The following is a 25,557-nucleotide window of genomic DNA, read 5'->3' as shown; positions in this document are numbered from 1 at the left end:
TTGCTTATCGACCCCCTTGATAAACGTTTTTAAGTATTTCCCAATACATTTTCATTCGCTCCTTAAAACCTTTGACCAGACCAAACTTTTCCTCCTTCATGACATGGGTAAGCCCTGGTAAATTTACCAGTTTCACTCTGACTCCGTTTTTTCGTATGTAGCGGTTAATGGCTACTTCAACACCAAATCTGGAAACTTCCATGTCAGAAATATTCTGCAGCAGGTCAGCTCTAATCGCTCTCTGCCCGGAAAGAAAAGGCGCTATTTTCTGAGCAAAATCAGTAGCCAGTCTTCCCTTCTCAAAGACACCAATGGTAATATCCGCTTCCTCTTTCAACACTGGTTCAACCAAGTCTTTCACATGGAACTCCTGTAAACCCACCAGGTCTGCATCAAGTAATAAAACAACATCTGTCCTTATATATTCCAGCCCCCGGTAGAGAGCACCACCTTTGCCAATGTTGGAGCTCAGTTCAACCACTTCGGCACCCTTATTTCTGGCCACTTCCACCGTACGATCTGTGGAACCATCGCTAACCACAACGACTTGCTCCACGTAAGGCGAGTTCCTTAAAACGTCGAGGATGGGCCCTATGGTTTTCTCTTCATTATAAGCAGCAATTATTGCGGTTACTTTACTCATTAAAGGTTAACGCCTCCATCACCGAAGACCGCTTTTTACCCGGTGCACCAGGTTTACGATTTCCTGTGCAGAGAGTTCTTCTCTATCCCCTGTCATACGAAATTTTACTTCAATTTTGCCCATTTTCAAAAATTTTGTTCCCACAATTACCTGGATGGGAAAACCTAAAAGGTCTGCTTCGTTGAACTTGAAACCGGCACTTACGTCGCGGTCATCGAGAAGCACTTCAAAACCCTGGTTTAAAAGGTCTTCATAAATCCTCTGGGCTTCCTGCATTTGTTCCTCATTACTGGCATTGACTGGTATAACGATCACTTGATAAGGAGCTATGGAATAAGGCCACTTGATTCCCTGCTCGTCATGATGGGCTTCAATGGCTGCAGCCATAGTCCTACCGATTCCTATGCCATAACAGCCCATGATTATAGGTTTCTCCTTGCCATCTCGGTCAACAAAATACGCTTTCATGGGTTCACTGTACTTGGTACCCAGCTGGAAGATATGCCCCACTTCTATACCCCTTTTTTCTTCCAGGGAAGCGCCACATCGTGTACACTTTTCCTGCTCCTCAGTGCTACCCAAACCACAGGAAGGACAAACGACCACCTTTTCCTCGCCTGAGTCAGCGAGGATAAGGAACTCATGAGATACATCCCCACCGATGACTCCCGACTCAGCCTCCACAGCTATAAAATCGAGGCCACAGCGTTCAAAAACTCTGCAATAGGCGTGGTACATTTTTTCATAGCTCTTTTTCAGGCCTTCGTAATCCACATCGAAGCTGTAAAGGTCTTTCATAAGGAATTCTCTCGAGCGCATAACACCAAAACGGGGCCTTATTTCATCCCTGAATTTGGTCTGTATCTGGTAAAGCATGAGGGGAAGCTGTTTATAGGAGCGAACTTCCCGGCGCACCAAGTCCGTAATAACCTCTTCATGGGTGGGACCTAAACAGAAGTCGCGGTTTCGCCGGTCTTTAAAGCGAATTAATTCTGGGCCATAAATATCCCACCTGCCTGTTTCTTTCCACAATTCACCTGGATGCAAAGCAGGGAGCAAGAGTTCTTGGCCACCAGCCCGGTTCATCTCTTCTCTTACAATCTCGATAATCTTGTTCAAAACTCGAAGCCCCAAGGGCAAGAAGCTGTAAATACCAGAGGAAAGCTGGCGAATCAGGCCTGCCCTGAGCATTAAACTGTGACTTGCAACTTCAGCTTCCTGAGGTGTTTCTTTTAGAGTTGGGGCAAACAGAGCTGACATCTTCAAAGGAACTACCCCCTTTTTCGGCTTCAACTGACTTTATCTTTTCAGCCAGAAATGCAATAAAATACTCCAGAACCTCGCGGTCTGGAACAACCTTTTCTACTCTCCCCTTTGAAAAAATAACTGCACCCGAACGAGAAAAAGCTAACCCCACTTCTGCCTCCCTGGCCTCACCGGGCCCATTTACTTCACATCCCATTATAGCTATTCGAAAAGGAGGCACAATTCCTTGCTCTTCAAAAAAAGCTTTTACTCTCTCCACGGCGTCAACCACATCTCCCCGACAGCGTGCACAGGTAGGACAGGAAATAATCTCCCCTCCCCTTCTACGTAAGCCCAAAAAGTTGAGAATCATCCAGGCTACCTTTACTTCAAGTACCGGGTCTCGAGAGGTCAGAGAAACCCGGATACTGTTTCCAATCCCTTCAAAAAGGACCAAACCAATACCCAGTGCTGATTTTACTACGCCTTCTAACCCTTCACCAGCTTCAGTAACACCTATGTGAATCGGGTAGGGAAAAGCCTTACTCAATCGGCGGTTGATTTCTACCGTTTCTTCAACTTCTGTTGACTTTGCAGAGAGGAATAAATTTTTGACTCCCTTTTTTTCTGCGAAATCCACCATTTCGACGATACTCTCAAAAAGCGCCTCTACCCGGGGAAGGCTTCTAAGGTGGGCAGGAAGAGAACCAGCGTTGGCTCCCACTCGCAAGACAGTATTGTGGTCTCGCAACACAGAAAAAAGCTCCTCAAGGCGCGACCGGTCCCCCAGGGTTCCAGGATTAATTCTCACTGCTTCAAATCCCAAACGAACACACTCGGTGGCCAGGTCAAGGTTGAAGTGCACATCGGCAATAAGGGGTATTTTTGTCCATTCTTTGATTTTCTTTGCTCCTTCTAATGCACTCTTTTCGGGAATAGAGAGACGAAAAATTTCACACCCTGCAGCCTGAGCCCTGTTAATTTCCTGAATAGCCAGTTCCACCTGATAAGGATTCTGTCTTCCCATTCCTTCTACATAGACGGGGTTTTGGCCGCCGATAACCAGCTTTCCCATAACTATTTCTCTAGTGTCTCTTCTCTGCATCAGTCACCCACCACAATTCTCATGACGTCCTGATAGGTAACAAAAACGGCTAAAAGAAAGATAAAAAGAATTCCAATAAGGTAAATCAATCCTATCTTTTCTTGCTCCAGAGGTTTACCACGTATCTTTTCAACCAGAAAAAGCAGTAAGTGACCACCATCGAGCAAGGGTATGGGAAGCAGATTAAAAATGGCCAGAAAAACACTGATGATGGCCGAAAACATAAGCAAGTTTAAAAATCCCAGGCTTGCTGCCTGACCTGCCATTTGAGCAATTCCCAGAGGACCAGTCAGTTCCAGAGGCAACCTGCCAAGCAATGTGTAGAGAAGACCCACTATACTCAGCAAAAACCAGTTTATCACCGTATACGTACTTTTCCCGAAGGCCAGCAAGGGATTAACCCGGCGATTATTGATTCCGAAAACCGCACGCACCAGCGCCCTACCTTCGTCTTCATCCCACTCCGGGACAACGGTTATCCGTTTGGTCTCGCCCCGGCGCTGAATGGTCAGCTCTATTTCCTTTCCTGCACTTTGGGAGAGGAAAGAAACAAAGCTTTCCAGGTCCATAGCCTTACCATTTACCTGAAGCACTATATCTCCTGCTTGCAAACCAGCCCTATCGGCAGGGCCACCAGGAATGACTTCGATAACTCTCAACTCCTGCGCAGGGACACCGATTGCCAAAAAAACGATGAACACCAGCAATATAGAAAGAACAATGTTCATCAACGGTCCAGCAAGCACGACGAGAATCCGCTGCCATATTGGTTTTCCGTCAAAGCGCTGCGCCTGTGGCACTTGAGCTTCTTCGTAACCTTCGATAGGATTTCCCTCTATGCCAGCCATTTTTACAAAGCCACCTAAGGGAAGCAAGCGTATCGAAAATTCCGTTTCCTTACCACGATAGGAGAAAATTGGTGGTCCGTAACCAATCGAAAAACTGAGTACCTTAATTCCGAACAGGCGGGCGAAAATAAAATGCCCGAACTCGTGGAAGGTTACCAAAAGCCCAATGACGAAAATGAAAGCCAAAAAACTTAACACTGAGAACGCCCCCGTACAACGATACGCTCTTTAGCCAGATGATAGCCCCTCTGATATATTTCAAAGGCTTCTTGCAGGTTGGAAGGATTAGGAACCCTGGCTTGTAAACATTCTTCAAGTACCACTGCTATCTCTCCAAAAGATAACCCGCGGTTAAGAAAAGCTTCGACACAGGCCTGGTCAGCTCCGCAGAAAAACGCCGGATACCCCCCTCCCTTCCTGGCCGCTTCCAGTGCCAGGTAAAAGCCCTGAAAACGCTCAGAGACCGGATAATCAAAACTAAGAGTGCGAACTCCCCCCAACTCCTGTGCAAAAAGGTCCGGGCAAGGCAGCGTCTTCTTTTTTAAGAAAGGATATAGTGAGGCTCTGATGACCTTTCTCATATCGGGTGGAAACATAACCATGTGATACATACCATCCTTTAATCTAACCCCGGCGTGGAGATAGCTTTCACGTTGTACAAAAACATCAATCTGATGATAAGAAAGCTCAAACAGGTAACAGGCTTCTATTACTTCCAGCCCTTTATTGACCAAAGTAGCCGAATCGACGGTAATTTTATCACCCATCTTCCAGTTAGGGTGAGCCAGGGTCATTTCAGGAGTTATGTCTTCAAAGCTACCCCGCCATTCGTAAAAAGGACCACCGGAAGCGGTCAAATAAACTTTTTCTACTCGTCCAGGATCCTGCATGCCCTTAAGAATGCTCCACAACGCATAGTGTTCGCTATCCAGGGGTATCAGGTTCTGATTGGCAAACACGGAGATTTTACTCTTCAGAATTTCGCCAGCAACTATCATTAGCTCTTTGCTGGCTACCCAAAGAGTTTTAGGAAGACTTAATAGGCCTGCAAAAATATCCAGAAAATCCAATCCGGCCGAGGCAATGAAAACTCCCTCTATTTTTGAGGAAAAGAGAACCTCTCTCAACTTCTCCTCAGATAAAAAGACCGTATTATTGATTTTTTCTTCCTCCACTTCTTTGAGGAAAGCGTAATCGGGATGATAGGCATCGATTTGCTCTCTCAGCTTCCGGTAATTTTTGAAGCCGCTTAGAAGACAAATCTCAAAACTATCGGAGTATTCAGAAAGTACTTCCAAGATTTGAGTACCTAAAAATCCAGTAGATCCCAGAATAGCAACTTTCAAAGTCCTCTACCTCCAGATTGTGCAGAAAAGGTATGCTAAAGGCCCAACCATGAAGAAGGAATCGAAACGGTCCAGTACACCTCCGTGGCCGGGCAAAAAAAACCCTGAATCTTTGAGGTTTGAGCGACGCTTGAAGCCGGATTCCAAAAGGTCTCCCAGAAAAGCTACGCTTCCCAGAGCCAAGCCGAACCACCAGCTTGCACTTTCTGAAAAAGGCCACAGTGAAAACTCCCCGACTAGATAAGCCCCCAGCGCAGCGCAAATCAGACCTCCCCAAAATCCTTCCCAACTTTTGCCCGGACTCAAGCGGGGAACTATTTTGTGTTTTCCCCATCGCTTACCCAGAAGGTATGCTCCAATGTCGTTCAACCATACCACCAGAGCAAAACCTATTACTGTCAGTCTGCCCCACTCTATGCCCACTTTGACCCAGGAAAGTGGCAGGAGAAAGCAGTAAAGAACACCAAACAAAAAAAGCCCCAACCTTTCCAAAAGCCGAGGTAGATCACTTATACTCCAACAAATCAAGGCTATGAATAGCCCATACCAACCAGTAAGTAAGAGATGATTAATGTTTGCAGTTTCCCAAAAGACTTTTCCATAAACCAAAAAAGATGCAACAGCGAAAAGGGTTAAAGCAAAAGTTCTTTCTTCTCTCGTAAAAACCATCCTTGAAAACTCTCGCACAGCCAGGAGTGAAAGTGTCCAGAAAAGAAAAACAAAACTCCATTTATTGAGAAGAACCAGAATCAAAAAAAGAGGAACTGTAATTACAATGCTTAACGTCCTTTGCCTGAGTTCGTTTCTTTCCATAGAAACAGTGCTTTTCAGCGAATTCCCCCAAATTTTCTTTTCCTCCTGGAAAAATCACTTATGGCCACCTCAAATTCTTCAGGGGTGAAATCCGGCCACAGAGTGGGTGTAAACCACAGCTCAGCATAAGCTGTTTGCCACAACAAAAAATTGCTTAACCTCTGTTCTCCCCCAGTGCGAATTACCAAATCAGGATCTGGTTGCCCAGCAGTATCCAGAAAACGGGAGAAAATTTCTTCTCTGAGAAACTCAAAATCGCCCCTATAGACTGCAAACCATTTCTGAAAGGCTCGTAAAATTTCGTCACGCCCTCCATAATTGAGGGCAATGTTTAGCTTTAGGCCAGTATTGTGGGTAGTTTCTTCTTCAAGCTGTGCCATTCTGGCAACCAGATTTTCCGGAAGACCCTCTCTGCGACCAACAAAAATGACTTTAACCCCTTTTTCCTTAAGCTCTGGACCATATCGGTCTATACTTTCTTCAAAAAGCCTCAGCAGGGCTTGGACTTCGCCAAGTGGTCTTCTCCAATTTTCAGTAGAAAAAGAGTAAAGTGTTAGGGAAACCAGTTTCTTTTCAGAACTTTTCGCTACGATGTCTCGAATGACTTCCACGCCCTTACGATGGCCTTCTATACGAGGAAGCCCCCTTTTTTCTGCCCACCTGCCGTTTCCATCCATAATTATCGCAATGTGCTTTAGTTCGGGGTTCATAGCTCCATTATTTCCTTCTCTTTACGTTCCCATAATCCTTCTATTTCGTTAATGTGTTCATCGGTGAGTTTCTGAACTTCAGCCTGGGCATGCTTGCTTTCGTCCTCAGATATTTCACCTGCTTTTTCGAGCTTACGTATTTCCTCATTGGCCTCTCTACGCAAATTACGTATAGCCACTTTCGCGTCTTCGGCAATCTTTTTCGCCATTTTCGCTATTTCTCTTCTCCGCTCCTCAGTGAGTGGAGGAACCGCAACTCTTATCACATCAGAATCCACTGCCGGGTTAAAACCCAACTCCGATTTCCATATTGCTTTCTCAATGGCTTTCAGAGAAGCTTTGTCCCAGGGCTGGATGAGTATGGTGCGGGCATCAGGGGTGGTAATGGATGCAATCTGCTTTAATTCTACTAACGTGCCGTAGTACTCGACCTGGACATTTTCCACCAGTGCTGGAGAAGCACGACCGGTTTTCACATGAGAGAGTTCTTCCTGAGCCACACTCACTGCTTGCTTCATCCTTTTTTTGATGTCTTTCAATAACTCTTTAACCTTGTCGAGCATCTTCCTCCCTCCCAACAAAAGTTCCAATTTGGTGTCCGGTAACTATTTTGACCAGACTATCCGGTTCACTAATACTGAACACAATAATGGGAATATTATTTTCCATGCATAGTGAAACTGCGGTAGAATCCATAACCTTGAGTCCCTTATTAAGGAGATCCAGATATTTCAATTTCTCAAACTTAATCGCATTTTTGTGCAAAAGGGGATCAGCCTCATAGATGCCATCCACCTTGGTAGCCTTTAAAACGGCTTCTGCTCGTATTTCAGCAGCTCGCAAGGCAGCGGCCGTATCGGTGGAAAAATATGGGTTGCCAGTGCCAGCTGCGAAAATAACGATTCTGCCTTTTTCAAGGTGTCGAATAGCTCGCCTTCTAATATAGGGTTCAGCGATGGCACGCATCTCAATTGCCGTCTGGACACGAGTGGGAACGCCCTTGCTTTCTAAAAAATCCTGAAAAGCAAGGGCGTTGATTACTGTAGCCAGCATGCCCATATAATCGGCAGTTACTCTGCTGATGCCATCCTTATCTGCAGAACGCCCTCTAAAGATGTTGCCTCCACCTACCACTATGGCAACTTCTACTCCCAGATTTCTTACTTTGATTACTTCTTCGCTGAGATAATCAAGAAACCGGACATCAATGCCCCAGGAGAGAGCGCCAGCCAGCGCTTCTCCAGAAAGCTTTAAAAGAATTCTCCTAAAGCGTAATGAAGAATCACTGTTCATCCTCTTCACCCAGCTTGAAGCGAACAAACCTCTTGACTACTATATTCTCGCCCAATTTGGCTATCGCTTCAACTACCAGGTCTTTAATTTTTTTGTCTGGGTCTCTAATGTATTCCTGCTCTAACAAGCAGTTTTCTTCATAAAACTTCTTCATCTTGCCTTCCACTATTTTCTGTTTTACATGATCTGGTTTGTTGCTTTCTTTGAGCTGTTCCCAGTAAATGTTTTCTTCCTGACGTTTTATTTCCTCAGGAACATCCTCAGGAGCAATCCAACGGGGTGCCTGGGCAGCAATCTGCAGAGTAAGCTCCTTAACCAGCTTCTGGAATTCTTCCGTTCGAGCAACAAAGTCTGTCTCACAGTTGACTTCCACCAGCACACCGATTTTTCCATCGGTATGCACGTAGGAACCAATCAGCCCTTCCTTGGCTACACGACTCTGTTTTTTGGCTGCAGTTTCTATGCCCTTTTTGCGTAGAATTTCACAGGCTTTTTCCAGATCGCCACCGGATTCCTGCAGAGCTTTTTTACAATCCATTACACCGGCTCCGGTGCGCTTACGCAGCTCGTAAACTTCCTTTGCTCCTATCTCAACCATCACTTATCCTCCTCACTGTTTATTTCTTCATCCTCTCCAATTTCCTCGAACTCTTCTTTCTGAAGTTCTTCGAGGATATCCACTGGTTCTTCAGAGACAGGAATCTCTTCCTCAGAAACACCTTCCTGAGCAACTTCCTCAGCTTCCGCAACCTCACCTACTGGTGGAATTTCCTCTTTGCCCTCTTGAGCCAGACGCCGACCTTCAAGCACTGCGTCAGCGATGATGGAGGCAAAAAGGCGAATGGCTCGAATGGCATCGTCGTTGCCAGGAATTACGTAATCAATCTCGTCAGGGTCGCAATTGGTATCCACAATGGCAACTGTGGGTATGCCTATTCTCCGGGCTTCGAGAACCGCATTCCTTTCTCTGCGAGGATCGACAATAAAAACGCAGTCAGGGAGCCTCTCCATATCTTTGATACCACTCAGGTACTTCTCAAGACGTGCTTTACGCTTTCTGATGTGCATGGCTTCCTTTTTAGGCAGACGCTCCATAATGCCCTGTTCTTCCATTGCTTCAAATCTCTTCAGTTTTTCTATGCTGCGGCGTATGGTTGCAAAATTAGTCAACATTCCACCCAGCCAGCGCTGGTTAACATAAAACATGCCACAACGGGTAGCTTCCTGTTGGATGGATTCCTGGGCCTGCTTTTTGGTGCCCACAAAAAGTACTATGCCGCCCTCTTTGGTCAAGTCCCGCACAAAGTTATAGGCTTTTTCGGTAAGCTCTACTGTTTTTTGAAGGTCAATAATATAGATGTTGTTACGCTCGGTGAAAATGTAAGGCTTCATTTTGGGGTTCCAGCGGCGGGTCTGGTGTCCAAAATGCACACCAGCTTCAAGAAGTTGTTTCATAGTAACAATCACTGAATATACCTCCTTCCGGTTCTTTCCTCTGTGGAGCAAACTCATTCTCCGGAACTGGAGAACACCGGTTCACACTCCACAAGCGTTTTGGTTTCAAAAACAGCCTTGGTAAGTATAGCACGGCTGGGGAAAAGTTTGCAACAAGTGCATCGATTAAAGTATGTAGCGGGCTACATCCTCGTCCTTCAGCACATCTTCAAGTTGTGCGATTACATAGTCTTTATCAATCACTAACCGCTGTCCCTTAAGGCGAGGAGCGTTGAAAGAGACTTCCTGTAGTACCCGTTCCATGACCGTATGTAATCGTCTTGCGCCAATGTTTTCCATTTTCTGGTTTAAACGATAAGAAATGGCTGCTATCTCACGCAGGGCTTCTTCGGTGAATTCGAGTTCCACCCCTTCGGTAGCCAGTAAGGCTTTGTACTGTTTGACCAGGGAATTGTAGGGTTCAATCAAAATGCGATAAAGGTCTTCTTCAGAAAGAGGCGAAAGTTCTACTCTGATGGGAAATCGCCCCTGGAGTTCGGGCAAAAGGTCGGAAGGTTTAGCCTGAGAAAACGCACCAGCCGCTATAAACAAAATATGGTTGGTCCTGACCGGACCGTGCTTGGTGAGCACCGTTGACCCTTCCACAATAGGCAAAAGGTCTCTCTGAACTCCACCTCGTGAAACATCGGGGCCGTGCGTATCACGACCTGCAGGAGAGGCAATCTTGTCAATTTCGTCGATAAAAACAATACCGCTTTCTTCCACACGACGTATCGCCTCTGCGGTTACCTCTTCCATATCAATCAGTTTTTGTGCTTCCTGGTTAAAGAGAATTTCTCTGGCATCTTTGACTTTCACTCTCTTTTTCCTTTTGCGAGGTGGAAACATGCTGCCAAACATATCTCTGAGATCTATACCCAGCATTTCCACTCCTGATGAGGCAATCACCTCTACCGGCGAAGAGCTTTCTTCCACCTCTATTTCTATAATTCTTTCATCGAGTTCACCTTTGCGAAGTTTGTCTCTAAGCTTTTCTCTGGTACGTTGCAAGGATGATGAAGCTGTTGGCCACACCACGTCTACATGCGGTGATTCTGAAGAGGTTGCTTCTTCATCAAAATAAATTTCACTACTGCTTTTGGAAAGCAGAGCATCAAGAATTCGTTCTTCCACCAACTCCCTTATTCTTTTTTCCTGGTTTTGAATCCGCTCACTTTTAACCATTCTAATTGCAAGCTCGGTCAGGTCCCGAATAATTGACTCCACATCCTTACCCACGTATCCTACCTCAGTGAACTTAGTGGCTTCAACCTTGATAAAGGGAGCTGCTGTGAGCCGAGCAATACGGCGAGCTATCTCGGTTTTACCAACGCCAGTTGGTCCAATCATGATGATGTTCTTGGGTGTGATTTCTTCAGCAATATCGGGAGGAAGTTTGCGACGTCTTATTCGGTTGCGTAAAGCAATAGCCACGCTCTTTTTCGCTGCTTCCTGACCCACAATGTACTTGTCGAGCTCTTTAACAATTTCTTCAGGAGTCAGGTACTCGTCTATCATCGTATAGCCTCCTTAAAGTTTCTCAAGTGTTAACTGCTGGTTGGTGTAAATGCATATTTCCGAAGCTATTTTTAGAGATTCTTCCACTACTTTTTCTGGTGGAAGGTCTGTGTTGCGGAGCAGTGCCTTAGCAGCAGCAAGGGCATAATTGCCTCCTGAACCAATTGCTGCAACCGGCTCGTCCGGTTCTATGACATCGCCGCGTCCAGAAATGATGAGAATATGTGAACTATCCATTGCCAGAAGCAATGCATCGAGATGTCGCAGAACTTTGTCTGTCCTCCACAGTTTGGCAAGCTCAATAGCCGCTCGGGGCAAATTGCCGCTATAGGTGTTCAACTTTTCTTCAAAGCGTTCCAGAAGAGCCAGGCAGTCAGCTCCGCTACCGGCAAAACCCACCAAAACTTTGCCCTCCAGGAGGCGGCGAATTTTGCGAGCTCCATGCTTCAACACAGCCTCGTTAAATGTGACCTGCCCGTCACAGCCCATAGCTCCTTTACCCTCTTTCAACACAGCGATGACCGTAGTCCCATGAAAATTTTGGTTCAATTTCCTCGCCTCCCAGAATGAGGATGGGTGAGATCATACACTCTGCGCATCCTCTCCCAATCTATGTGGGTATAAATTTGTGTGGTGGAAAGACTGGCATGGCCAAGCATTTCCTGCACTACTCTCAACTCACCACCACCAGCCAGGAAATGCGTCGCAAAAGTATGTCTTAGAGTATGTGGAGAAACTTTTTTCTCCAATATGCCAGTTTCTTTCAAAACCCGCTCAAATATTTTTCTTATGCCTCGGGTACTCAATTTTCCCCCTCGGCGGTTGACAAAAAAGTATCCTTCTTTATCTTCAAGAAGCCCTCTGAACACTTCGTATTCCTGCAGTGCCTGACGAGCGCTTTCGTTAAAAGGCACAATCCTTTCTCGCTTGCCCTTCCCGTGTACTCTCACCAGGCGGTTATGCAAGTCAACATTTTCTCTTTTTAAGTCTGCCAGTTCGCTGACTCGAAGGCCGCTGGCATAAAAAAGTTCGAAAATCGCCCAGTTACGAGCATTGAGAAAACATTTATTCTCGAAGTACCTTTTTTTCAAGAACGATAACAGCTTATCGATTTCTGAAAGCGTTAAAAAAGCTGGTAACTTCTTTTCGGTTTTGATGCCACCCACTTCCTGTGCAGGATTGAAAGACAGAAGCTCCCTCTTTTTCAGAAAACGGTAAAACGTTCTCAAGGCGGATAGTCTGTTCTGTTGCGAAACTCTGCTCAGTCCATTTTGGACCTTGAGGTGAACCAGAAAGGAGCTGATTTCTTCCGGAGTGGCCTCCAACAAGCTCTTCTTTTTACCCTGTAAAAAAAGAGCAAATTGTTCAATTACTCGCCGGTAGTTCTCAACGGTGTGTGACGAATAGCCACGCTCTGCTTCAAGGTATTGGGTAAAAGCCTTTATGAAATCATTTTCTTTGCAGTTCAATGTCCAGCGGCACCCCTTCCCAGTTGAGCCTTCGCCTTAACGCTTGCTCCACGATTTTGGCAACTCTTTTTTTCGTTTCCTCGTCCATGGAGTTAGTATAAACACGTATGCAAGGGGGAGCAATACGGGTTTGAGTTGCATAGTAGAGCTTGCTCCTTGCAGGCAAAAAACCTTTCGTCCTGAGTTCCGTAAGCTCCTGTTCTAGAATCTCGTTGAGAACACTGGTTTTGACTCTCTGATGATAACGAGTAATTATGCCAGCCAAGGCTGCAAAAATTTTTTCTCTAATACTGGCGTCCAGTGCTGAGCCTACCAGGAAGCTTGCATAATAGAGAAAGCTCAGGTCACGACGAGCCCACTCTTCAACCCTGGCCTGGGGGAAACCGGGATTGAGCTTTTGCACCAGGTCCCACTTGTTCAGGAAAACCAGGCAGCACTTTTTGTGTTCGGCAATCTGAGCAGCGATTCTCTTATCCTGGCGAGTAACCCCACTCAGAGGGTCGATCACCAGGATACATAAGTCAGCTTCCTCCAGGGCGCGCTGAGCCCTGGTTTGCGCATAAAAAGAAACTGCGTCTTGAAGGCGGGCCTTCCGTATCAGTCCTGCTGTATCAATCAACTGGTAATGACCAAAGGGAGTATCGACAGCTATGGTTACAGCATCTCTGGTGGTTCCCGGTACATCGCTAACGATACAGCGCTCCCGACCAAAAAGCAAGTTGCACAAAGTGGACTTGCCCACATTGGGTTTCCCAAGCACTACTACTTTAGACCGTCGTGGTGAGGCTGCTAATTTGCCCTCAGAAACCGCTTCTTTCAGAGCTTCACCTACCACTTCCTTGAGGCGTCTTATTCCATCACCATGCAATGCAGATATTTGCAGCATGTTCTCAACACCCAGGCTGAAAAAGTCAGCAGGCGGAACTTCGTGGGTCATTCCCTCCCTTTTGTTGATGACCAGCAGCAATCGCTTTCCCAGGCGGCGCAGACGAGCAAGCAATTCCTGTTCAGGAAGGGTGAGAGATGCCCTTCCATCGACTACAAACATCACCAAATCGGCTTCCTCAATAATCTCCCAAGCTTTTCTCTCAACTGCACTTTGAAGAGGCTCCTGAGGGCTGAATTCAATGCCTCCGGTGTCCACAACCCTGGCTTCTGTGCCCTGAAAATCAACAATCTCTTCCAGAAAATCCCTGGTCACCCCTGGCGTAGGGTCCACGATGGCTATTCTCTTTTTTGCCAAACGATTAAACAGGGTGGATTTCCCAACGTTGGTTTTTCCCACTATTGCAACCAGCGGTTGCTTTTTGCCCTCATTCATCTTACTCACCAGCTTCTGCCTGAAGGCGTTTTCCAACCTCCTCCACTACAGCCCAAGGAGTGGAAGCACCACTTACCAGTAAAATCTCACCTTCAAGCTGGGGTAAGAAGGAAAGCTCTTCTGCAGTTTCAATCCAGAAGACTTTAGCTCCTTTCTGTTGTGCCAGAAGGAACAGTGCCCGGGTGTTAGCGCTGTTTTTTCCTCCTACCACTATTACCACATCGATTTTTCTTTTGTGTATCGTTTCCAGGAGTTCTTGTTGTCTCTCTTCGGTCTCTGGACAAAGAGTGTAAGCAACCTGAAGCATAACGCCTGAAAAGCGTTTTTTGAACCACAACTTGAACTCATCCACCACAAACCTGGGAAGCGTGGTCTGTTCCACCAACCCAACGGAGTGCCACTGTTCCAGCCATTTCGTCATATTTTCCCATTCTTCAGGGTTTTTGCTGCAGACCACCACTTCGGGTTTAAGATAACTGAGCAAAGCTTCGACTTCCGGGTGTTGAAAATCTCCCAGCACAACCAGGCCTTCGTTTGCTTTTTGCATTCTTTGAGCCAGAAAACGTGCTCTTCTAACTCGCGGGCAGGTGGTGTCCACAACTTTTGCTCCTTTTGCCTTTAAGATTTCGAAATCTTCTTTTTTTATACCGTGGGAGCGAGTAACTACTATTGCTCCCGAAGGGATATCCAGGAGATTATCAACAACCAGCGCTCCCTTGTTGATTAAAAATTCCATAACCTGCCGATTGTGAACCAGTTCTCCAAACAAAAAAACCGGTTTCTGATTGTCCTCTAAAGCTTGGAGGGCTTTCCGAAAAGCCCTCTCCACACCAGGGCAAAATCCAGCTTTCTTAGCTATCAACACCTTCTTACTCATTGCCGCACCAGATTATAGATCAGGTCTACCACCTGCTCTTTGCTCAAAAATGAGGAGTCGATTAATAAAGCCCCCTCGGGCATCTTGAGGGGTGCTTCGCTGCGATTAGAATCAATGTAATCTCGCTCCAAAATATTCCTCAAGACCAGTTTGTAATCTATTTTTTGTCCTCGTTCTTTAAGTTGTAACCATCTTCTCCGAGCTCGGATTTCAGGGGAAGCAGTAAGGAAAATTTTCAAATCGGCATCCGGCAAGATAACTGTACCAATGTCTCTACCCTCGGTTACAGAAGGACGCGAAAGGGCCAGATTGCGCTGTTTCGTTCTTAAGAACCGACGCACTTCTTTCAAAGCAGCTACCGGAGAAACCATCTGGTCCACCAAGGGGGTTCGAATTTCCCGGGTTACCTCTTTTCCATTGAGGAATACTCTGCCTTCTTCGGTGAGTTCGATTTCCACTTCATCAAGCAGTTCCTGCACCAGTTTTCGATTTTGGATGTCTACTCCTTTGAGAATCAGAAAGAGAGTCACCGCTCTATACATTGCACCGGTATCCACGTAAAGATAACCCAGCCTTGCCGCTAACTCAGAAGCTACCGTACTTTTACCCGCTCCCGCTGGACCGTCTATGGCAATTGTCTTTTTCATAAACAGTTCTTCTCCCCTTCCTCCTCACTTTCATAAAACTCCGTCCTTTTACAACCCAGCAACTGTAAGTGGTCAAAAAACTCTGGATAACTTATTTTCACACAGTCAACGTCCACGATTTCAACCGCTTCCCTGGCAATCAGGCCTGCTACGGCAAAACTCATGGCAATGCGATGGTCCCCAAAGCTTTCCACCCTGCCTCCGCGCAACTTAACGGGACCTTCAATGACCAGCCCATCATTACGCTCCTCTACCTTGGCCCCAAGGGTTTTCAAGCCCAGATATATTGCTCGCAAGCGGTCACATTCTTTTACCCGCAACTCCTCCGCACCGCTTATGGAGGTAACCCCCTGAGCCTGAGTGGCCAGAACCGAAAGGATAGGCACTTCATCAATGAGTGAAGGGATGATTTCCTTGCCAATGCTGATACCGTGCAAAGAAGAAAAGGCGACTTCCAAATCTCCTCGACGCTCACCGAATTCTTCTCTCAAATTGTGGATTTTTATTTGACCACCCATCCGAGAGACACACTCCAGAAAACCAGACCGGGTGGGGTTGAGTCCTACATCCTGGATGTAGATGCGAGAATCAGGTACCATTAGCGCTGCTGCAGCCAGAAAGGCAGCAGAGGAAATATCTCCAGGCAGAGAAAAATCTTTGGCTTTTAGCGGTTTAGCAAAAGGATGAATTACTATCCGGCCGGGTTCTCGCTCTAAACGAATTCCAAGGTAAGAGAGCATGTTTTCAGTATGGTCTCGGGACGCAAAGGGTTCTCTCACACAGGAGGGGGCATTCGCTCCCAGCGCTGCAAGGAGTAATGCCGACTTTACCTGAGCACTGGCAACGGGAAGGTGGTACTCAAAGGGCGCAAGAGGGTATTTACCCCGAATAAAAACGGGCAGAAATCGGTCATTGTCACGTCCTCCAATTTGAATACCGGTAAGAGAAAGAGGCTCAATAACCCTACGCATGGGCCTACGACGCAGACTTGCATCGCCAGTAATTATGGTGAGTCCCTCTATCCAAGAAGCCACTCCACACAAAAGACGTGCCGTGGTACCCGAGTTGCCAGCGTAGAGGACGTCTTCGGGTTCTGTGAGTTCTTTCCAACCACCACTTTCCACAACCACTTTACCAACGTCTGGATAGGTTTCAATTCTGACTCCAAATTGACGCAGGCAAGACAGCGTAGAAAGGCAATCCTCACAAAAAGAAAACCCAGACACTTTCGTGGTTCCCTGGGCCAGGGCAGCCAGAATTGCTGCTCGATGACTCAAGGATTTGTCTCGAGCGCAAAGAACAGAACCCGTAAGGGGATGGTTCGCTGGATGCACCCGCGCGACTTTCATGACTCAACCTCACCTAAAAGATCTCTACGAAGATTTTTTGCTTCTCCAAGATAAACGTGTCTCACCGTTTCCTGGTCGAAGGGCGTATTGGCCAGTACCATAATCCGTATACATCTTTTCAGTCCACCTGCTACCTGAGCTTCCTGAGCGCAGAGGATGGGAATATAACGGAACTTTTCCTGCTCCCTTATAGCCTCTGCGGGAAAAACGGACTGGATGTCAGGAGTTAGGGTTATGAAAACTGCCGCAATGTCCTCAACGTTGAGTAAGTTCTTTTCCATAATCGCTTCAAAAAGCTCCAGAGTCGCTTTTTTCACCTGAAGCGCCTCATCGCTATCCACAACCACGGCTCCTCTTATTCCCCGTATCAATAATACTCGACCTCCTTAAAAGCAGTTACTGTCAAAACTCTATACCCTCTCGAGCGGGAATCCCTTTTTGGAAAGGATGTTTCAAACACTTGACTTCTGAAACCAAGTCCGCTCTTTCAATGAGTTCTGAAGGTGCTTTTCTACCTGTGATCACCACTTCAAGAGATTCCACTCTATTTTGCAAAACCTGTTCGAACTCGGGAAAACTCAAAAATTGATACAGGAAAGCATAACAAAATTCGTCCAACACCAGAAGGTCCCATCCTCCCTCGAGCAAGGCCTTCTTTGCTACTTCCCAACCACATCTGAACTCTTTAAAATCCAGCTCCGAAGGTTCGCGACCTATAAGAAATTCGCCAGAACCAAACTGGTAGAATTCTACACCGGGAAGACATTGTGTGGAAGCCAGTTCGCCAGTAAAACGCTTTTTAAAAAACTGGAGATAAAGAACCTTCCATCCCCAACCAACTGCCCGGAGCGCTAACCCCAAGGAAGCCGTGGTTTTACCCTTTCCATCACCTATGTAAAGTTGCACCAGGCCTTTTCCTTCAGGTTTTCTCACTGGTTTTTCCTCGCAGGAGGCTGGTTTTTAAATCTTGCAAGGCTTCTACTTCCTGACTTGTCAAATAACGCCATTTCCCAGGAAGAAGCCGAGAATCCAGAACCACAGGACCCATTTTAATTCTAATAAGTCGTAACACTGAATGTCCGATTTCCTCAAAAAGAATTTTCACTTCATGTTTTTTCCCTTCAGTAAGGATTACTTCAACCAGGCTTAAAGAGGCATTGCTTTCAATCACCAAACCCTCGCGAATCCGGTAGTCCTGGTCATTAAACCTTATACCCCGTTTAAGCGTATCCAACTCTTGCGGGGTCACTTTGCCTGAAGCATAAACCAGGTACTTTTTCTCGACTTCAAAGCAAGGGTGAGCAAGAACATAAGCAAGCTGGCCGTCGTTGGTGAAAAGTAACAAACCTTCGCTGTCCTGGTCCAGACGACCAACCGGGAAGACCCGATCCGGCACATCTCGGAGAAGGTCAGCAACTGTTTTCCTTCCCAGAGGATCAGAAAGAGTGGTCAGATAACCTCGAGGTTTGTAAAGTTGGAGATAAACATGCTGTTTCCCTGTGCATTCGACCAGCTTACCGTCCACGGTTACGCGGTCTTTCTCGGTAACCCGGTATCCTGGCGAAAGTACTACTTCACCATTTACCATAACACGACCCTCTTGAATTAAACGATCACATTTTCTTCGCGCAGCAACGCCGGCTTTAGCCAGAAATTTGTTTAAACGTTCTTCCATGTTCGTCTCCCAGCAGGTTATCGCATATTCTACGCCAAGCCTCTTCACTTTCCAATCCAAAAATTTCATAAAATTTTTCAGTTACCTGGTACTTGAGAGGAAACTTCTTACCCGCATCTTCGGTGACCACTGAAACCAACCCTTTTTCGAGCAAAGACCGCAGAACGGTTCCTGAATCAACCCCCCGTTTTAAGTCGATTTCTCCTTTGCTTACTGGTTGATGAAGTGCCACGATTGCCAGCACTTCCAAAGCTGCCCTGGAGAGCTTACCCTGAGAAACAACCTGCAGCTTTTCTTTTAAAAAAGAGCCAATTTCGGGGCGAACCACCATTTGCCATTTACCGGCTACTTTGCGCACCACAATGGCGCCTTCGCGCTTCTTCAGTTCCAGATAAAGTTCCTGTAATGCTTTTTCGACCTCTTCGAGAGAGCACCCCAGGACTTCGCATATTTTTTCCGAAGCGAGAGCGCGCGGAGAAGAAAACAACAGGGCTTCCACCAACTCTTTAGTTTTTAAGTGTTTACCGTTCATCCTCGGTACTCAAAACGTAGTCGCCGTTTCTCTCCCGCAAAAAGAGGACCTTTCTGAAAACGAGGTCCAGAAGAACCAAAAAAGTAGCAATCGCTTCCTTCTTTGAGCGAACATGCTCGAAAAATACCGACCAGGCATACTCTTTTTTTTCTTGCTTTTTGATGATAGCCAGCACCCTTTGCCTGCATTTTTCAACCAGCGTTGCAAATTGGGCGTCCAACGGTAAGACGTTTTCCATTTTTTGCGCAGAAAGTAGCGTTTGGCAGAGCTTTAGAAGCTCTGCCAGGTCAAGCTCTTCCAGGTCAGAGTATTTTTTACGCTGTAGCCCACTCCAGCGCTCTCGCGGTGCCTTAAACAGATTTTCTTCCCTCTCGTACAAAGCAGCGAGAAGCTCGCTTATTTCATCCAACCAGCTTTTTTCCGGATAGGGAGAAGAATCCAGTGCTGGTTCCGGTTCCTCAATTTCTTCATCGCCAAGAATATCACTGATAGCCTGCTCGATATCAGCAAGCAATTCCTCAACCAGGGTTACCCGCTCCATAAAGGAAGTCGTTTTTGCAAAGTCAACCTTGCTCCACTTATCGAGCAATTCCATAAGAAATTTTCATCGCCTCTCTTACTTCTTCCATCGTTTTGCGAGCAATCTCTCGAGCTTTTCGGCTTCCCTCAACAAGGATTTCCCGAACTAGCTTTTCCTTCCCCTGGTATCTCGTACGCAGGAAGGTAACCCGATCAATAAAGTCGGCAAGTAGCTCGGCCAGCTGCCTTTTACAGGCCACACACCCTAAGGAACCACTACGACAATCCCGCTCAATTTCTTCAGCTTGGGGGTTGGCTATCGCTTTATGAAAGGTAAACACGTTGCAACGCTCTGGATGTCCCGGGTCATGGCGCCGAATCTTCTCGGGATCCGTGAACATGGCCATTACTTTTTTCTGGATATCTTCTCTGGTATCGCTTAAGGCGATGTAATTATTCAGGCTTTTGCTCATCTTTCTGCCATCAATTCCCAGAATTCGAGGTGAAGAGGTCAACAAAGCTTCTGGTTCGGGAAACACCGAACACTGGTAGAGAAAATTAAAGCGACGGGCAATCTCACGGGTGATTTCGATATGTGGAACCTGGTCTTCACCAACCGGAACTCGCGACGCCTTGTATATCAGAATATCTGCTGCCATCAGCACCGGATAACCCAGATGCCCAAAACCCACTGCTTCCTTCAGACCCATATCCTGCAGTTGCTGCTTCAATACCGGGTTCCTCTCCAACCAGCCCACAGGAGTAATCATGGAAAAAAGTAGGTTTAGTTCGGCGTGTTCCGGAACCAGGGATTGAACCATCAATGTGCTTTTTTCGGGGTCCAGCCCTACACTTAACCAGTCAGTGACCATTTCTATCAGGTTTTTTTCTATTTCTTGAGTATTATCGAAAGCGGTCGTCAAGGCGTGCCAGTCAGCTACGCCAAAGATGCAGTCATATTCATCCTGAAGACGAACCCAGTTTTGTAAAGCGCCAAAGTAGTGGCCCACGTGCATCCGACCAGTGGGACGCATGCCGCTGAAAATTTTCTCTTTACTGGTCACTGGCTTTCATCCTTTCCCAAAGTTTTATGGCTAACGCTATTTCTTCTTCACGACTATAGACCAGGTTATCAATCCTGGCTTTCTGCAACTCTCGCAAAATTTTAGCATAAATTGGGCCCTGAGGTATGCCCAGTTGTTTAAGGTCAGAGCCGGTTAGCTCTGGCTTGACAAACCTCCATTTGGTCAGGTAGTTTCTGATTCGTTCCCTTGCCAGGTCCTGATCATGAAATTTGGCCAGAGTAAAATACAGAAATTCAAGTGGTATTTCCGAGCACACTTCAAAGACACGCGAGGGAGGGGAGGTTTTCTCTTGCAAGATTCTCTCGAGTACAGTTCGTCTTCCGAGATAGGTTTTTACTTGAGAATAAAAACGTTTGGATAGGTGGAGGCGCTCCACAAACGCCTCCAAGGAATCAAACTGGATGTCAGAAAGCAGGGGCGTCATTTTCAAGAGGAAGAAATCCAGTCTTTCCGTAGATGCTTCTTCCTGAATCAGTCTTTCAAGCCTGGGGTAAAGGATATCGTAATCGCTTTTCCAGACACAACCTGGAAAAAGATATGGAAACATGTCCAGTTGGTACAGGCGCTGTAAATAGGAGTAAAATCCGGGCAGTCGTAAAATGAGCTGGATTTCCTCTTTAAGGCGGTCAGGCTTAATTTTTGCCAGCAATCCTTCACGAACGGTCTGCTTGAGAAGACTCATGGTGAAGGGTTCGATTTGAAAACCGTACTTCTTTTCAAAGCGGACTGCTCTTATCGCTCTCGCCGGGTCTTCCACAAAACTGAGTGGATGTAAAACTCGTATGAGTTTTTTCTGTAAATCTTTAAAACCGCCAAAAAAGTCAAAAAGTTCCCCCCAATCATCGGGGTAGATGCTTATTGCCATGGCGTTAATGGTGAAATCTCTTCTGAAAAGGTCACGTCGCAGATTGCTGTGCTCTACCTGAGGAGGTGCACCGGGATAGGCATAGAATTCCTGTCTGGCCGAAGCAAAGTCTATTCTTCTTTTTCGCTCACCCACGAAAAGAGAAGCAGTACCAAAGGGTTGATAGGTGACCAATTTTGCTTCCAGTTTCTGAGCCACGAAACTGGCAAACTCAATAGCATCGCCTTCGACTACCAGGTCCAGGTCGTAGTTGGGAAAGCCCAGGATAAGGTCTCTAACTACTCCACCAACCAGGTAAACCCTGGTGCGCTTCCTCTTGGCCAGTTCCGAGATAAGCTGGATATACTGAAGGTCCTCACGGTTAAAATGAGTAAAGATTTTTTCGGCAAAGTTAACGCGCTTCAAGCTCCGTATTTCCAGGTTTTGTCTTTGGTGTAAGCCTCTCAAAAGGTCACTTCGGGTTATAATGCCCAGGACCAAACCATTTCTGGTGACCGGTACTCGGCCAATGTCCTGCTCTACCATGAGCTGCCACACTTTGAAAATAGAATCTTCAGGCTCAACGCTTATCACCTGAGGGTTCATGAAGCTTTTAACCGGAGCGTTGTGGAGCCCATGACTTATTGCCTTTTCCACGTCTTTGCGCGAAATAAGTCCCACCAGCTTGTTATCTTCAACCACCGGCAGGCCTGAAAAACCAAAGCGCATCATAGTAGAAAATGCTTCCTCCACAGTGGTCGATGGAGAAACCACTTTTACTGGATGAGACATGATTTCTCTGGCTTTCACCAGGCGAACACAGCGTTGCATGCCTTCTTCGATTTTTTGTCGAACCTCGGAAAACGACATTCCCTTTACGCTGCAGGAAGCTGCACTGCGGTGTCCTCCACCTCCCAGTTCCTGTAACACACAATTTAAGTCAATCTCTTCAATCCTGCTACGGGCAATGACGTAAGTCTTTTCTTCCATGGCAAAGAGGGCAAAGAGAACATCTATTTCCTCAAGGTCCATGAGTTTGTGGACCAGAAAAGAAACTCCTTCCACGTACTCTGGGGGCTTCACCTGGGTGAAGTGAACCACGCAACCTGCAATTTCTCTGGTTTCCAGAGAGTCTATCATATCCTTTAAAATACGACGTTGAATAGAAGTAAGCTGGATACGTGTGAAGCGGGGGATGAAAGAAAGCAATGCTCCTTTTTGGAGCAAAAAAGAAGCAGCCTCCAGGTCCTGAAAAGTAGTGGTGGAAAAAGTAAAAAAACCCGTATCCTCGTAGATGCCCAGAGCAAGCAAAGTGGCCTCCAGGGAATTAATTTCTATCTTTTGTTCTTGCAAAAGCTCAACCATGATGGTCGAACAAGCTCCCCGCTTGAGTAAAAGCTCTTTCTCACTTCTTTTCTCCTGGTCATCGGTTAAATGATGGTCGATGATGTAGTAGTCCACCTTACCCTCTTTGATAAGCAAGCCTGCTTTGCCCACTCGCTCCACGAAAGAGGTGTCCACCACAAAAACCTTCTTCACCTCTTCCCAAAACACTTCTTTCTCTTTCAAAAAATCAAAAAACTGCCCATAAAGAGAAAGAAAGCGCCTCAGATTGCGGTTTACGCTACCTCCCAGAACTATCTGGGTAGAAGGAAAAAGACGGGTCACAGCATACATAGACGCAAAAGCGTCAAAGTCAGTTCCCTCATGGGCTACTACAATTTGCACCGTATAACTCCTCCACAAAACACTGAAAAAGCTTTTGCAGATTCTCTTCCTGCTGAGCAACAACCCGTAAAACTTCGGCGTGAGAAAGCGGTTTCCCGGAAATACCACTCCCCCAGTTGGTTACCAACGAAATCCCAGCGACCTTCATGCCCAGCTCACAGGCCAATTTTACCTCCTTTACGGTGGACATACCCACCACATCAGCACCGATTTTCCTCAACATCCGGATTTCCTGGGGTGTTTCGTAAGTAGGTCCCAGCACACCCACGTAAATACCTTTCCAGGCCTTAATCCTTTTCTCACAAGCCAGCTCAAAAAGCAAGGAGCTTAGAAAGCTATCGTAGGAAGGACGTAAGCTACAGGGAAAATCTGGAAAGAAGGTAAAATCAATCTGGTCTTGAATTATCACCAGCGTTCCAGGCTCAATAGACCTTCTCAGGCTTCCTGCAGCGTTGGTCAAAATCAGCGTCGAAACCCCCGCCAGAGCAGAAAAAAGCACCGGGAAAGCCACTTCCCAGGGGCTGTAGCCCTGATAGAGATGCAATCTTCCCATAAAAAACAAGATTCCCCTACCCTTCCACTGGCCCATCACAATTCTGTAGCGATGCCCGGGTATGGCATCTGGGAGGGCAAAAAACTCTCGATAGTCGAATTCCTGCACCACCTCTATTTCCCACAAGACACGGTCCCATCCCGAACCGAGAACAAAAGTCATTGTGGGAACCATTTTCAAGTGGGCAGCGAAAAACTCGGCAGCAAGACGAATGTTTTCAGGACAAAATTTCTGAAGCAAAGCTTGTGCCAGGTCCATGCCATTTGACTCCCAGAAATTCTGCTATAGAATGTGCCACATCGCAAAAAGTATCTCTGACACCCAGGCTCCGACCTCGCTGATTGCTGGGAGAATAGACCAGAAGCAGGGCATATTCTCTGGAATGGTCGGTGCTTGGAGTTGTGGGGTCACAACCGTGATCGCTGGTAATGATCAAGAGATCTTCCTCTCTCATGGAAGCCAGGAAATCAGTTAAGGTGGCGTCCCAGTCTTGAAGCGCTTGCGCAAAACCTTGAGGGTTGTTGCGGTGCCCGTAAAGGGTGTCAAAGTCATTGAAATTGGCCCATATTAGGTCGCCCCGACCGCTTTTCTGAAGCTTTAAAAACACTCGGAAGGTGTCTGCATTGTCAGCTGTCTTTATGGAGTCACTTAGACCCCGAAAGGCAAAAATTTCTCCAATCTTTCCCACACCGATTACCTCTTTGCCAGAAGCAACCAGGGCATCAAGCACCGTCTGGGAAGGAGGTGGAAGTGAGAAGTCTTTGCGACGAGGCGTACGTACGAACTTACCCGGTGAACCCACGAAAGGGCGGGCGATAACCCGGGCCACAGCGTGTTCTCCAGTCATTATTTCCCGAACCTTTCGACACATTTCATACAGCTGAGGAGGAGGAATAATCTCTTCATGGGCTGCTATTTGCAACACGGAATCGGCAGAAGTGTAAACTATGGGATAGCCAGTGCGCAGGTGTTCAGCGCCCAACTCTTCAATTATGGCCGTGCCTGAAGCGGGCTTATTGCCGAGAATGGGCCTGCCAATGGCTTCTTCGATACGTTGCACAACCTCAGGAGGAAACCCCCGAGGATAAACGGGAAAAGGTTTATCCAGAATAATGCCTGCAATTTCCCAGTGACCGGTGAGGGTGTCCTTGCCCGCCGAGCGCTCGCGCATCTTTCCATAATATCCCTTGGGATTGGGAACCGGCGCTACCCCTTCTATGGAATCAATACAACCCAAGCCCAGTGCTTCCAGATTGGGCAGCCGCAATCCTCCTACTGCTTGGGAGGTGTTGCGCAGGGTGTGACTACCCTGATCGCCGTACTGACTCGCATCCGGCAACTCTCCCACCCCCACCCCATCCAGGAGCGCTATAAAAATTCTCATTGTTTCTCTCCCAGCCAGTGCCATATGGCTACCATGGTTTTGGCATCCTTTATTTCGCCACTCTGGAGCATCTGACGGGCTTGCTTGGTGTCCACCTCCCAGCAGTAGATAAGCTCATCCGTGTCTCCCTGGCGGGGTTCGGAAACGGGTTTTGCATTACGAGCTCTAAAAAAGTGAATTACTTCACTGCTGTAGCCGGGAGCAAGGACTACTTGAAAAAGATATTCCCAGTCCTGGGAAACATACCCCGTTTCCTCCTCAAGCTCTCGCTGGGCGCACAGGAGGGGCGACTCGTTTTTTTCCAGTGTACCGGCTGGAATTTCCCACAGCCATTCACCAACTGGAGCCCTAAACTGCTTGATGAGGAGCATTTTCGAAGATGTGGTAGTCGCTACAATGCTGACTGCTCCCGGGTGCTGAATGAAAATCCGCTTCATATTCCCCTGGTAAGTGTTGCGAACCACCTTGAAAATACAGGCATCCAGGATCAGTTCGCTGTGCTCAAGTTTTGGAGTTTCCAAAGACAATTCTTGATTTTCCTCAAAGCGATAAAACACCG

General features: G+C 46.8%; 28 protein-coding genes. All 28 read right to left on the bottom strand.

Features of this window, described 5'->3' with window-relative positions; genetic code table 11:
• Positions 1–4: 4 nt before the first annotated feature.
• On the bottom strand, positions 5–643 hold the full coding sequence (locus tag ACKTT1_RS03865; protein ID WP_412710254.1) for a glycosyltransferase family 2 protein: 639 nt from the start codon (positions 641–643) through the stop codon (positions 5–7).
• 18 nt (positions 644–661) lie between these two features.
• Positions 662–1,909: a proline--tRNA ligase gene (gene proS / locus ACKTT1_RS03860; protein WP_412710253.1), complete on the bottom strand. Its 1,248-nt coding sequence runs from the start codon at positions 1,907–1,909 to the stop codon at positions 662–664.
• On the bottom strand, positions 1,854–2,993 hold the full coding sequence (ispG, locus tag ACKTT1_RS03855) for a (E)-4-hydroxy-3-methylbut-2-enyl-diphosphate synthase (protein WP_412710252.1): 1,140 nt from the start codon (positions 2,991–2,993) through the stop codon (positions 1,854–1,856). The genes proS and ispG overlap by 56 nt, the downstream gene beginning before the upstream one ends.
• Positions 2,993–4,039, bottom strand: coding sequence for an RIP metalloprotease RseP (rseP, locus tag ACKTT1_RS03850; RefSeq protein WP_412710251.1), 1,047 nt, complete (start codon positions 4,037–4,039; stop codon positions 2,993–2,995). Before rseP ends, ispG begins: the two co-directional genes overlap by 1 nt.
• Positions 4,033–5,187 (bottom strand): hypothetical protein, encoded by a 1,155-nt coding sequence (locus tag ACKTT1_RS03845; protein ID WP_412710250.1) that lies wholly within the window; start codon positions 5,185–5,187, stop codon positions 4,033–4,035. The genes rseP and ACKTT1_RS03845 overlap by 7 nt, the downstream gene beginning before the upstream one ends.
• A gap of 6 nt (positions 5,188–5,193) precedes the next feature.
• Entirely contained in the window at positions 5,194–6,000 is an 807-nt protein-coding gene (locus tag ACKTT1_RS03840; RefSeq protein ID WP_412710249.1) for a phosphatidate cytidylyltransferase, read from the bottom strand.
• Between the two features lie 14 nt (positions 6,001–6,014).
• Positions 6,015–6,710 (bottom strand): polyprenyl diphosphate synthase, encoded by a 696-nt coding sequence (gene uppS, locus ACKTT1_RS03835; RefSeq protein ID WP_412710248.1) that lies wholly within the window; start codon positions 6,708–6,710, stop codon positions 6,015–6,017.
• Positions 6,707–7,273 (bottom strand): ribosome recycling factor, encoded by a 567-nt coding sequence (gene frr / locus ACKTT1_RS03830; RefSeq protein ID WP_369017456.1) that lies wholly within the window; start codon positions 7,271–7,273, stop codon positions 6,707–6,709. The genes uppS and frr overlap by 4 nt, the downstream gene beginning before the upstream one ends.
• Positions 7,257–8,003: a UMP kinase gene (pyrH, locus tag ACKTT1_RS03825; RefSeq protein WP_412710247.1), complete on the bottom strand. Its 747-nt coding sequence runs from the start codon at positions 8,001–8,003 to the stop codon at positions 7,257–7,259. The genes frr and pyrH overlap by 17 nt, the downstream gene beginning before the upstream one ends.
• On the bottom strand, positions 7,993–8,601 hold the full coding sequence (tsf, locus tag ACKTT1_RS03820; protein ID WP_412710246.1) for a translation elongation factor Ts: 609 nt from the start codon (positions 8,599–8,601) through the stop codon (positions 7,993–7,995). Before tsf ends, pyrH begins: the two co-directional genes overlap by 11 nt.
• Entirely contained in the window at positions 8,601–9,515 is a 915-nt protein-coding gene (gene rpsB, locus ACKTT1_RS03815) for a 30S ribosomal protein S2 (protein WP_412710245.1), read from the bottom strand. The genes tsf and rpsB overlap by 1 nt, the downstream gene beginning before the upstream one ends.
• Before the next feature lie 108 nt (positions 9,516–9,623).
• Positions 9,624–11,015 (bottom strand): ATP-dependent protease ATPase subunit HslU, encoded by a 1,392-nt coding sequence (hslU, locus tag ACKTT1_RS03810; RefSeq protein WP_412710244.1) that lies wholly within the window; start codon positions 11,013–11,015, stop codon positions 9,624–9,626.
• A gap of 12 nt (positions 11,016–11,027) precedes the next feature.
• Positions 11,028–11,564: an ATP-dependent protease subunit HslV gene (gene hslV / locus ACKTT1_RS03805; RefSeq protein ID WP_412710243.1), complete on the bottom strand. Its 537-nt coding sequence runs from the start codon at positions 11,562–11,564 to the stop codon at positions 11,028–11,030.
• The gene (gene xerA, locus ACKTT1_RS03800; protein WP_412710242.1) at positions 11,561–12,484 is read right to left on the bottom strand and encodes a site-specific tyrosine recombinase/integron integrase; all 924 of its coding nucleotides are present in this window, start codon (positions 12,482–12,484) and stop codon (positions 11,561–11,563) included. Before xerA ends, hslV begins: the two co-directional genes overlap by 4 nt.
• Complete coding sequence (gene der, locus ACKTT1_RS03795; RefSeq protein WP_412710241.1) at positions 12,465–13,841, bottom strand: ribosome biogenesis GTPase Der; 1,377 nt, start codon at positions 13,839–13,841, stop codon at positions 12,465–12,467. The genes xerA and der overlap by 20 nt, the downstream gene beginning before the upstream one ends.
• A complete protein-coding gene (gene ispH / locus ACKTT1_RS03790) occupies positions 13,807–14,682 on the bottom strand; it encodes a 4-hydroxy-3-methylbut-2-enyl diphosphate reductase (protein ID WP_412710240.1) in 876 nt (291 codons plus the stop codon). The genes der and ispH overlap by 35 nt, the downstream gene beginning before the upstream one ends.
• Positions 14,679–15,329 carry a (d)CMP kinase gene (cmk, locus tag ACKTT1_RS03785; RefSeq protein WP_412710239.1) on the bottom strand — a complete coding sequence of 217 codons (651 nt, stop codon included), beginning with the start codon at positions 15,327–15,329 and terminating at the stop codon, positions 14,679–14,681. Before cmk ends, ispH begins: the two co-directional genes overlap by 4 nt.
• Positions 15,326–16,678 carry a 3-phosphoshikimate 1-carboxyvinyltransferase gene (aroA, locus tag ACKTT1_RS03780; RefSeq protein WP_412710238.1) on the bottom strand — a complete coding sequence of 451 codons (1,353 nt, stop codon included), beginning with the start codon at positions 16,676–16,678 and terminating at the stop codon, positions 15,326–15,328. The genes cmk and aroA overlap by 4 nt, the downstream gene beginning before the upstream one ends.
• Positions 16,675–17,049, bottom strand: a complete 375-nt coding sequence (gene aroH / locus ACKTT1_RS03775) for a chorismate mutase (protein ID WP_369017464.1) — start codon at positions 17,047–17,049, stop codon at positions 16,675–16,677. The genes aroA and aroH overlap by 4 nt, the downstream gene beginning before the upstream one ends.
• A 31-nt stretch (positions 17,050–17,080) precedes the next feature.
• Positions 17,081–17,611 (bottom strand): cob(I)yrinic acid a,c-diamide adenosyltransferase, encoded by a 531-nt coding sequence (locus ACKTT1_RS03770; RefSeq protein ID WP_369017465.1) that lies wholly within the window; start codon positions 17,609–17,611, stop codon positions 17,081–17,083.
• Positions 17,598–18,353 (bottom strand): pseudouridine synthase, encoded by a 756-nt coding sequence (locus tag ACKTT1_RS03765; RefSeq protein ID WP_369017466.1) that lies wholly within the window; start codon positions 18,351–18,353, stop codon positions 17,598–17,600. Before ACKTT1_RS03765 ends, ACKTT1_RS03770 begins: the two co-directional genes overlap by 14 nt.
• Complete coding sequence (gene scpB / locus ACKTT1_RS03760; RefSeq protein ID WP_369017467.1) at positions 18,322–18,885, bottom strand: SMC-Scp complex subunit ScpB; 564 nt, start codon at positions 18,883–18,885, stop codon at positions 18,322–18,324. The genes ACKTT1_RS03765 and scpB overlap by 32 nt, the downstream gene beginning before the upstream one ends.
• The gene (locus ACKTT1_RS03755; protein ID WP_412710237.1) at positions 18,875–19,480 is read right to left on the bottom strand and encodes a hypothetical protein; all 606 of its coding nucleotides are present in this window, start codon (positions 19,478–19,480) and stop codon (positions 18,875–18,877) included. Before ACKTT1_RS03755 ends, scpB begins: the two co-directional genes overlap by 11 nt.
• A complete protein-coding gene (trpS, locus tag ACKTT1_RS03750) occupies positions 19,464–20,468 on the bottom strand; it encodes a tryptophan--tRNA ligase (protein WP_412710236.1) in 1,005 nt (334 codons plus the stop codon). Before trpS ends, ACKTT1_RS03755 begins: the two co-directional genes overlap by 17 nt.
• Positions 20,458–23,061, bottom strand: coding sequence for a CBS domain-containing protein (locus ACKTT1_RS03745; protein ID WP_369017469.1), 2,604 nt, complete (start codon positions 23,059–23,061; stop codon positions 20,458–20,460). Before ACKTT1_RS03745 ends, trpS begins: the two co-directional genes overlap by 11 nt.
• Positions 23,039–23,872, bottom strand: coding sequence for a purine-nucleoside phosphorylase (locus tag ACKTT1_RS03740; protein WP_369017470.1), 834 nt, complete (start codon positions 23,870–23,872; stop codon positions 23,039–23,041). The genes ACKTT1_RS03745 and ACKTT1_RS03740 overlap by 23 nt, the downstream gene beginning before the upstream one ends.
• Positions 23,832–24,998, bottom strand: coding sequence for a phosphopentomutase (locus tag ACKTT1_RS03735; protein WP_369017471.1), 1,167 nt, complete (start codon positions 24,996–24,998; stop codon positions 23,832–23,834). Before ACKTT1_RS03735 ends, ACKTT1_RS03740 begins: the two co-directional genes overlap by 41 nt.
• Positions 24,995–25,555, bottom strand: coding sequence for an NUDIX hydrolase (locus tag ACKTT1_RS03730; protein WP_369017472.1), 561 nt, complete (start codon positions 25,553–25,555; stop codon positions 24,995–24,997). The genes ACKTT1_RS03735 and ACKTT1_RS03730 overlap by 4 nt, the downstream gene beginning before the upstream one ends.
• Between the last annotated feature and the right edge of the window lie 2 nt (positions 25,556–25,557).

This window comes from Atrimonas thermophila, assembly GCF_045864955.1.
Classification (GTDB): Bacteria; Atribacterota; Atribacteria; order Atribacterales; family Thermatribacteraceae; genus Thermatribacter; species Thermatribacter velox.
Note: the sequence above shows the minus strand (reverse complement) of the source record. Positions and strands in the feature narration are given on the sequence as shown.

What these genes read in the sequence shown, in the direction of transcription:
- cmk (WP_412710239.1), bottom strand. Translation starts at nt 15,329, where the DNA reads ATGAAAAAGACAATTGCCATAGACGGTCCAGCGGGAGCGGGTAAAAGT.
- hslU (WP_412710244.1), bottom strand. Translation starts at nt 11,015, where the DNA reads ATGATAGACGAGTACCTGACTCCTGAAGAAATTGTTAAAGAGCTCGAC.
- scpB (WP_369017467.1), bottom strand. Translation starts at nt 18,885, where the DNA reads ATGAACGGTAAACACTTAAAAACTAAAGAGTTGGTGGAAGCCCTGTTG.
- ACKTT1_RS03740 (WP_369017470.1), bottom strand. Translation starts at nt 23,872, where the DNA reads ATGGACCTGGCACAAGCTTTGCTTCAGAAATTTTGTCCTGAAAACATT.
- uppS (WP_412710248.1), bottom strand. Translation starts at nt 6,710, where the DNA reads ATGAACCCCGAACTAAAGCACATTGCGATAATTATGGATGGAAACGGC.
- ACKTT1_RS03755 (WP_412710237.1), bottom strand. Translation starts at nt 19,480, where the DNA reads ATGGAATTGCTCGATAAGTGGAGCAAGGTTGACTTTGCAAAAACGACT.
- ACKTT1_RS03865 (WP_412710254.1), bottom strand. Translation starts at nt 643, where the DNA reads ATGAGTAAAGTAACCGCAATAATTGCTGCTTATAATGAAGAGAAAACC.
- ispG (WP_412710252.1), bottom strand. Translation starts at nt 2,993, where the DNA reads ATGCAGAGAAGAGACACTAGAGAAATAGTTATGGGAAAGCTGGTTATC.
- tsf (WP_412710246.1), bottom strand. Translation starts at nt 8,601, where the DNA reads ATGGTTGAGATAGGAGCAAAGGAAGTTTACGAGCTGCGTAAGCGCACC.
- pyrH (WP_412710247.1), bottom strand. Translation starts at nt 8,003, where the DNA reads ATGAACAGTGATTCTTCATTACGCTTTAGGAGAATTCTTTTAAAGCTT.
- rpsB (WP_412710245.1), bottom strand. Translation starts at nt 9,515, where the DNA reads ATGAGTTTGCTCCACAGAGGAAAGAACCGGAAGGAGGTATATTCAGTG.
- ispH (WP_412710240.1), bottom strand. Translation starts at nt 14,682, where the DNA reads ATGAGTAAGAAGGTGTTGATAGCTAAGAAAGCTGGATTTTGCCCTGGT.
- aroA (WP_412710238.1), bottom strand. Translation starts at nt 16,678, where the DNA reads ATGAAAGTCGCGCGGGTGCATCCAGCGAACCATCCCCTTACGGGTTCT.
- ACKTT1_RS03735 (WP_369017471.1), bottom strand. Translation starts at nt 24,998, where the DNA reads ATGAGAATTTTTATAGCGCTCCTGGATGGGGTGGGGGTGGGAGAGTTG.
- ACKTT1_RS03765 (WP_369017466.1), bottom strand. Translation starts at nt 18,353, where the DNA reads ATGGAAGAACGTTTAAACAAATTTCTGGCTAAAGCCGGCGTTGCTGCG.
- frr (WP_369017456.1), bottom strand. Translation starts at nt 7,273, where the DNA reads ATGCTCGACAAGGTTAAAGAGTTATTGAAAGACATCAAAAAAAGGATG.
- ACKTT1_RS03840 (WP_412710249.1), bottom strand. Translation starts at nt 6,000, where the DNA reads ATGGAAAGAAACGAACTCAGGCAAAGGACGTTAAGCATTGTAATTACA.